The 7,621-nt window shown below is 38.3% G+C and carries 7 protein-coding genes; 1 reads left to right on the top strand and 6 read right to left on the bottom strand.

The features are described 5' to 3' along the window. Positions 1-146: 146 nt before the first annotated feature. The 5 genes from Q7J63_RS17700 to Q7J63_RS17680 all read right to left on the bottom strand — a co-directional run bounded on the left by Q7J63_RS17700 (position 147) and on the right by Q7J63_RS17680 (position 5,871). On the bottom strand, positions 147-686 hold the full coding sequence (locus Q7J63_RS17700; protein WP_019597965.1) for an inorganic diphosphatase: 540 nt from the start codon (positions 684-686) through the stop codon (positions 147-149). Positions 687-849: 163 nt separating this feature from the next. After that, positions 850-1,941 carry a hybrid sensor histidine kinase/response regulator gene (locus Q7J63_RS17695; RefSeq protein ID WP_304888073.1) on the bottom strand — a complete coding sequence of 364 codons (1,092 nt, stop codon included), beginning with the start codon at positions 1,939-1,941 and terminating at the stop codon, positions 850-852. Further along, positions 1,934-3,886 (bottom strand): 7TM diverse intracellular signaling domain-containing protein, encoded by a 1,953-nt coding sequence (locus Q7J63_RS17690; RefSeq protein WP_304888076.1) that lies wholly within the window; start codon positions 3,884-3,886, stop codon positions 1,934-1,936. The genes Q7J63_RS17695 and Q7J63_RS17690 overlap by 8 nt, the downstream gene beginning before the upstream one ends. Before the next feature lie 175 nt (positions 3,887-4,061). Continuing rightward, the gene (locus tag Q7J63_RS17685) at positions 4,062-4,778 is read right to left on the bottom strand and encodes a hypothetical protein (protein ID WP_304888071.1); all 717 of its coding nucleotides are present in this window, start codon (positions 4,776-4,778) and stop codon (positions 4,062-4,064) included. Next, positions 4,768-5,871 (bottom strand): ThiF family adenylyltransferase, encoded by a 1,104-nt coding sequence (locus Q7J63_RS17680; RefSeq protein ID WP_304888069.1) that lies wholly within the window; start codon positions 5,869-5,871, stop codon positions 4,768-4,770. Before Q7J63_RS17680 ends, Q7J63_RS17685 begins: the two co-directional genes overlap by 11 nt. Positions 5,872-6,091: 220 nt before the next feature. Here Q7J63_RS17680 and Q7J63_RS17675 point away from each other — a divergent pair, with 220 nt between their 5' ends. Next, positions 6,092-6,565 carry a response regulator gene (locus tag Q7J63_RS17675; protein ID WP_304888067.1) on the top strand — a complete coding sequence of 158 codons (474 nt, stop codon included), beginning with the start codon at positions 6,092-6,094 and terminating at the stop codon, positions 6,563-6,565. Here the strand turns inward: Q7J63_RS17675 and Q7J63_RS17670 are convergent. Continuing rightward, on the bottom strand, positions 6,562-7,621 hold a 1,060-nt coding region (locus Q7J63_RS17670; protein ID WP_304888065.1), incomplete at its 5' end, for an alanine dehydrogenase. The two genes, Q7J63_RS17675 and Q7J63_RS17670, sit on opposite strands and share 4 nt — an antisense overlap.

The raw sequence follows: 7,621 nt of genomic DNA, 5'->3' as shown, positions 1-7,621 counted from the left end.
TTTCGGCTTCAATATCCTAAGAAAGCCTAATGCATATTTCGGCTTCAAAATAAAAAAGTCTTCCTCCACGCACAGGTTTCGGGACAAAATCAAAAAAAGGATGGTGTAAAAAAAAGACCCGGATGAATTCAACCGGGTCTTTTTCTTTATTTTTCAGTACGGAAAGTTTTGTCGTACAAATCGATGCTTTCGCGAATAATTCTGAAAGCATCTTCTTTGCCAAGAAAATCCTCAACTTTAACTTCCTTGTTTTCTAATTTTTTATAGTCTTCAAAAAACCTGTGTACTTCCTTCATCAAATGGGGAGGCAATTCATCAATATCTTCGATATAATTCACGGATTGATCATCTGCGGCCACAGCGATGATCTTGTCATCCGCCTCACCACCATCAACCATTCTCATCACACCGATCACCTTGGCTTTCACCAAAGTCATCGAAGGGATATCGATCTGGGAAATAATAAGAATATCCAAAGGATCATGATCCTCACAAAAAGTCTGTGGAATAAATCCATAATTGGCCGGGTAATGGACGGCCGAAAACAAAACCCTGTCCAACAACAACATCCCGGTTTTCTTGTCAAGCTCATATTTCCCCTTGCTTCCTTTGGGAATTTCAATTACTCCCATCACAACATCGGGAGCTTCTTCACCTATTTGCACATCGTGCCATGGATTGATCATAACTAAAAACTTTTAACTGTATATAAATATATGAGCGCAAATTAAGCCCAAATCCGTTTTCAACAAAGAAAACCTTCGTATTTTGAAGAGGAAATGAAATTGTGATGAATTCCAAACAATCTCAAAAATGATGAAAATCCCAAAGAAAAAAGTCCTTGAGAATTCAATTTGGGGGCAAGGAGGGTAAGATGACGGTGAATTCTGATCCATGGTCCATTTCAGAAATCAGTTTGATCTGGCCCCCCATTTGCGCAACGGATTCTTTCACCATATACAATCCAAGTCCAGAGCCTACATTTTTCTGCGTTGCGCGTTGAAACAAATCAAAAATCGAAGTGTGGTATTTTTCATCTATTCCTATTCCATTGTCCTCAATGCAAATAATTGCTTTTTTGTTTTCGACTGAAATCGATAAATTGATGAATTTTGATGTTAATCCGTCTTTTTGAAACTTAAATGCATTGCTGAAAAGATTGTTCAAAATCACTCTGATTTTGGCATCATCAGAATGAAAAAGTTCAGGTTGAATGATGTTCACCGACAGGGCAATCCCATCCAATCCCCATTTACTTTTGTAGCTCTCCAATTGGGATTCCACAATGTCCTTAAAATTGATTTCAGTAACCTTGTTTTCGATTTTCGTAGAGCGGTAAAAATCCAGCATTTTATAAATGAAATCATCCAGCTTAATGGTAGCTGAATCAATCATCTCAAAATACTCAATGATTTCCGGATCTTTCACTTCCATCTTGGCAAGTTTGGACACACCCGAAATACTCATCAAAGGCCCCCTCAATTCATGAGACAAACTGTACACAAATTGGTTCATTTCCGAATGGACTTTTACAAGCCTTTCATTTTTGTCTTTCAGCTCTTTTTTTGTGAAATAGATTTCAGCTGCATTGATGATGGCATTTTTAATTTGATCAAGATTCCAAGGTTTGTCAATGAATCGATACACTTCACCCTTGTTGATTGCATCGATGACGCTGGCAATATCCGAGTAGCCCGTAAGTAGGATTCTGATGGGATCAGGCTTGATTTTCATCAATTTTTCAAAAAACTCCACACCGGATATACCCGGCATTCTTTGATCAGCGATGACCACGTGAAAATCCTCAGTCTCTGCTATTTTCAACCCTTCTAGGGCATCGATTGCAGTGATGATTTTAAAATCTTTTCTCAAACTGGCCTTAAATGAATTCAGGTTATTGTCCTCATCATCTAAATACAATACACGAATCTTTTCACTCATTTTGTGGTAATTTTTGATAATGGGGCAAAATAATAATAAAACTGGTGCCTTTATTAATTTCGGTCAAAACTTCAAGTTTGCCTTTATGGTTTTCAATAATTGTGTAGACGATGGATAAACCCAAGCCCGTACCTTGCCCCACTTCTTTGGTGGTAAAAAAAGGCTCAAATATGCGCTGTTTGACATGCTCCGGCATTCCTGGGCCATTGTCTCCGATTTCTATCCTCACGGAATCCCCAAGATTTCTAGTGGAAATGGTAATTTCAGGATTAGGGTTGTCCTCAAGATGATCGGTCAAGGCATGAATGGAGTTGGTGATGATATTCATGAAAACCTGATTGATCTTTCCAGCCAGACATTCGACCATAGGGAGTTCACCAAATTCCCTGATGATTTTAATTCTTCCCGACATCGAGCTGTTCAATAGGACCAAAGTGCTGTTGATTCCATCGTGAAGATCCACCTTCTTGACATCCTGCTCATCCACTCTGGAGAACAGGCGCAACCCTTTCACGATTTCAACAGTACGTTTTGCTCCATCCTCCATCCCTTTCAGTAACTGGTTGATTTCTGTAAGGATGTAATCCAATTCAAGATCCTCTTCGATTCCAGTGATTTCCTTTTTGGTTGCTTCCGAAAATTCCTCTCCGCCTTTTTCCCTATAGACTCCGACAATTTCCAACAGGTCGGCTATATCCCTTTTGAGCGGGGAGATATTGGAACTCACAAAATTGATGGGATTGTTGATCTCATGGGCGATTCCGGCAGTCAGCTGACCCAGGGAAGCCATTTTTTCTTGATTGATCAACTGGATTTGTGTGTTTTGAAGATTCCGGAGCGTTTCTTCAAGTTCTTCTGTCCGGATTTTCACTTTTTGCTCAAGGCTTGTGTTTTGCTCTTTGATGAGACGCTCGTTTTCCTTTAATATCTCAAGCTTTTCGTGCTGTTCGTCTTCCTTCTCCTTTTTTAGGATGTTTATCCTGTCAGCCAAAGCCAGGGATAGGAGAATCGCTTCCATGGCAGTCCCAAGAAGCATGGGGAAATTGGCATAAATATTCAAATTTAAAACCCCTTGGTTTTGCATGATATAAAAAACTAGACCAATTAAGAAAACCCCCCAAGCAACTAGAAAATAAATAGCTGGTCGATATCCCAATTTTGCCACAATTACACCCGTTGTCACAAAGAAAATCACCCCTACGAGTCCCGCAATATCTACCATTCGGTAACTTAACTCCACAAAGCCAAGCAATCTTAACCCAATGGCTATTGAATACAATATTACGACTACAACGAGATACTTGTCTAGCTTTGGAACATGAAAACTTGTTTTTAAAAACAATTTAATAAATCCAATTGCAAATATTCCTGCCATGGAAGGAAATGCAATCACACTAAAGCTATATATATTCGCATTTTGCCCTAAAAAATAAAAATAAGAATAACCTAGTAATGACAATTGCGCCAAAGCAATAAACACAACATAAAATGAATAAAATAAATAAACTCTATCTTTAATCATTAAAAAAATAATAATGTTGTATAAAAACAAAGACAACATTATACCAATATAAACATTCACCAAATTTGTAATGGTGGAAAACTTGCTTAAATACTCGTTTCTTTCTACTAATTCAAGGGTGAATCCTAACTTATCTTTTGAATTTACTTTCAATAAATAATCTGAACTATTTAAATCTTCATAACTAAATTCAAATACTGGTCTTGGATTTGAAAAAATATTGACATCTCTTAAATTTATCCCGGCCTTTTTATATACTTCAAGACTACCGTCATCCAAGATTTTATATAAAAAAATTTCATTTATAAGTGGATTCGAAAATTCAAGTAAATAGACATCCTCCGGATTTGAAGCCAAATTCTTCCCGCTAAACCGAATTAAAAGATCTCCTTTGTGAAAACCAATGTTTTCAGGAAAAAACATAGGGTCTTGAATTTCAATTTCATTTATATCTGAAATGCTCTCAATGTCCGTTTCCTCCAGCAAGATGAAATTTTCTACAAATACACCTTTCTCTATCTTCATCAAATCAGAGTAATAAATCACAACGATTGATAAAATAAAAAACAACCCAACAGCTGCAATAATGGAAAGGCCCTTATGGTTTTGAATTAGCTTCATGTAATTTCTGAATTTGAAGTTCAAACGCTATTTCTAAAGAACCCTTAGGACCCGATTCGTTGGATTGGAGTTGTACATTATTTCTTAGGCTGAAAATATAATCTCGATCTTCTTCACTTGCTGTTGGAAGATTTTCAAGATCACTTATTTCCAATACTGTAGCGATCAATCCTTCTTTTGGATAAAAAAACTTCCCTTCGTTTCCAAGACTTCTAATGATATCAAAACCCACTTTTTTGCAATTTCTTAGGGTTGCGGGAGAAGCCAAAGCAAGTAGCTTTTTTATTCCAAGCTGGGAGCAGATCGCAACACCTACTCTACCCAAATATATACTTCCTATGCCATAACCAGCAACTTCTATACTATTCCATAAGCCACAGAATTCAGCTACATCAAGGGGTTTATAGTCCTCCATGTAGTCAATTATATGCCTATCAAATTCTCTAATTGCTGTCTCTAAAGGCAATGGAGTGTTTTCTGAATTCAATTGAATTCTTGCACCTCCCAGTAACCTTTGATCATCAACCGCTTCAACCACAATTAAATAGACATTTGGATTATTTGTCCAAGAGGTGTCTGCAGAAGTCACTTTTGTCACCCCATAGGTTTCTAAGACCTTATAATGTCCCTGGACATATTTCTCCGTAATCAATTTTTCAGAAATGGCCTTGACAACTCTTACTCTAACTTTCATGGGAAACTTCTAAATATTGATCCAGATCAACATAAATTCGACCCGAAAATTGATTTTTTTTGGTCAGGACCATCCTACAGTAATATGCACAAGCAGCACCGCCCAACATAACAGTTGTGGCTGGTTGAGGCCAATTGGTAATGGTTAAACCTATTTGAGACATGCTATACTTCCCTGCTGAAGAAATGTTTTCGAAATCCAGAATACTCATAAGAATTTCAACTTTCCTTTCTGCAAAAAGATCCAGAATTTCAGACTCAGACCCGAATTTTTCCAAAAAACCATGGAAAATCATTCTATTTGGCTCTAAATCAAATCGTTCAATATCAATCATTCCTCTATCACTCGTATCCATTAATACTGGGATGCCTAGATTTTTCGCCTTAATTCTTGTCTCTATTTTAATTTCTAAACTGTCACACTCTTCAATAACTAAATCTAATGTACCATTTTCCGTGAAAAAATCATCCATCGACTCTGAAGAAACCCCGTTTTCGAATATTATCACCTTTAAATAAGGATCTATCTCCGCGATTTCTCTTGCTACTATTGTTGTTTTTTTTAATCCTAAATTATAAAGCCCCGTTCTGATTCTATTTAAATTGGAAAGCTCCAAAGTATCAAAATCAGCAATTCTCAATTCTCCAAAAGACCTTTCCATTGCCAGGGCGATGGCTACGCTTTGTCCAACTGACAGCCCTATGACGCCTATTTTTTTTGTGGACAAAAGATCCTGTTCTTCCTGCGTGATTTTGAACTTGTTTCTAGCTGTCCTGACGGCTATAAATTCCTCTTCCGGTAATATCCGGACCAGGGCATTTTTCCAGGGATAATAAACCCAGTTTCCATAAGTGAGCCTATCCTCAACATCAAAAAATTCCTCTACCTGTTTTTTTAACTCAAAAGAGGTAAATTTGAGACTTGGGTTTTGAAGCTTTATAAGATCACTTACTTGACTTTCGAGTTCATCCATAACCTGCAATAAAGGATTCTCTCTCAGTTCTTTTATAAAATCGGAATCCTTTGGCACACTGGGATTAAGCAACAGATGATTTGAATTCTGAACCGAATCAGACTTTAAATTAAAATTCATGGAAAACTAATAGGGTGGATGGTAGAGGTAAAGTTATATTTTTGAATCAAGATTCATATTAAAAAGGTAAAAAATATTCCTCAAAATGATTTTTATTTAGATATTTGGTGAATCGCTGGAATAACGAGTTGTTTTAGGTGTAAATCCCCTATTCAATAATATTAATAGCCAATTATTTGGCCAGGCAATCCAATAACCCTACTTTAAAAAAATGCGCCAAATGATAGAACCTAAGGAAGAGAAAATTAGAATCTTATATGTCGATGACGAGGAAAACAATCTTCAGGCATTTAAGGCGACTTTTAGACGGGACTATAAAATATTTTTGGCCATTTCAGCACACGAGGGTAGGGAATTGTTAAAAACTCAAGATGTAGACATCATTATCACCGACCAAAGAATGCCGGAAGAGGTTGGTGTTGATTTTTTGGCATCTGTGATCCCACTTTATCCAGAGCCGATGCGAATCCTCCTAACCGGTTACACTGATATCCAGGCAGTTATCGACGCTATCAACAAGGGTCAAGTTTACCATTACCTCACCAAGCCGTGGGAAGAAGATTACATGAGGACTGTGATCAAAAATGCTTATGAAGTACTGTCCCTTCGAAAAGAAAATAAAAAACTGACCGATGATCTATTAAAATCAAACGATCAGTTGGAATTTCTGCTAAGACAAAACCTTCTTTCTTAGTATCTGGCAGCCAATAACAATTGGAGTTCTTTGTGGGTCATCATGAATTTCCTGGCCAAATAGGCGTTGGTCAAACTTCCCCTGTAGGTATAAACCCCTTTCATAAACCACTTGTAATTAAAAATCATTTCTTCTGCTCCACCCAAATCGGCCATCTGAAGGAGTATAGGTGTAAAAATATTGCTTAGCGCAACCGAAGCTGTCCTTGATACCCTAGACGCAATGTTGGGGACGCAATAATGGATGATATCATACTTGAGATAGGTGGGATTGTCATGAAAAGTCATCTCGGCGGTTTCGACGCAACCACCCTGATCGATGCTGACGTCGATGATGATACTTCCGGGCATCATCGCTGCAACCATTTCCTCGCTGACCACGATTTTATTCCTGCCTTTTTCGGCACGCAAAGCCCCAATCACGACATCCGCTTCTTTCAATGCCTGTCCAAGCGTATAATTGTCAATGGTAGAAGTGTAAACTTGCTGCCCCAACAACTGCTTGATTCTTCTTAATTTATAGATATGGTTGTCAAATACTTTGATATTGGCACCTAGACCAATTGCCGTCCTGGCAGCATACTCGGCTACTGTACCGGCCCCGATGATGACTACTTGGGTGGGTGGGACTCCAGTAATCCCTCCCAAAATCAGTCCCTTTCCATCACTCACGCTGCTGAGGTATTCGGCGGCAATCAGCATCACTGTACTTCCTGCAATTTCACTCATCGCCCTGACCACTGGCATACCTCCGACTTTATCTTCCAGATTTTCGAATGCGATAGCAGTGATCCTTTTCCCATTTAAGGCATGGATATATTCAGCATTTTGCTTTCCAAGCTGCAAGGCCGAAATCAGGCAGGAACCGACTTGCATAAATCCGATTTCCTCTAAAGTAGGCGGTTCTACCTTAAGGACTATTTCCACATCAAAAGCTTCCTTTGCTGCATAGACGACCTTTGCCCCTGCATCAGAATATTCCTGATCCGTAAATTTGGATTGTTTGCCGGCAAGTGTTTCGACCACCACCTGAAGGCCGTTGTTTACCAGGAGTGCG

The sequence above is a fragment of the Rhodonellum sp. genome (assembly GCF_030656585.1).
Taxonomy (GTDB): Bacteria; Bacteroidota; Bacteroidia; order Cytophagales; family Cyclobacteriaceae; genus Rhodonellum; species Rhodonellum psychrophilum.
The sequence above is the reverse complement of the archived record's forward strand: the minus strand, read 5'-3'. Positions and strand labels throughout refer to the sequence as shown.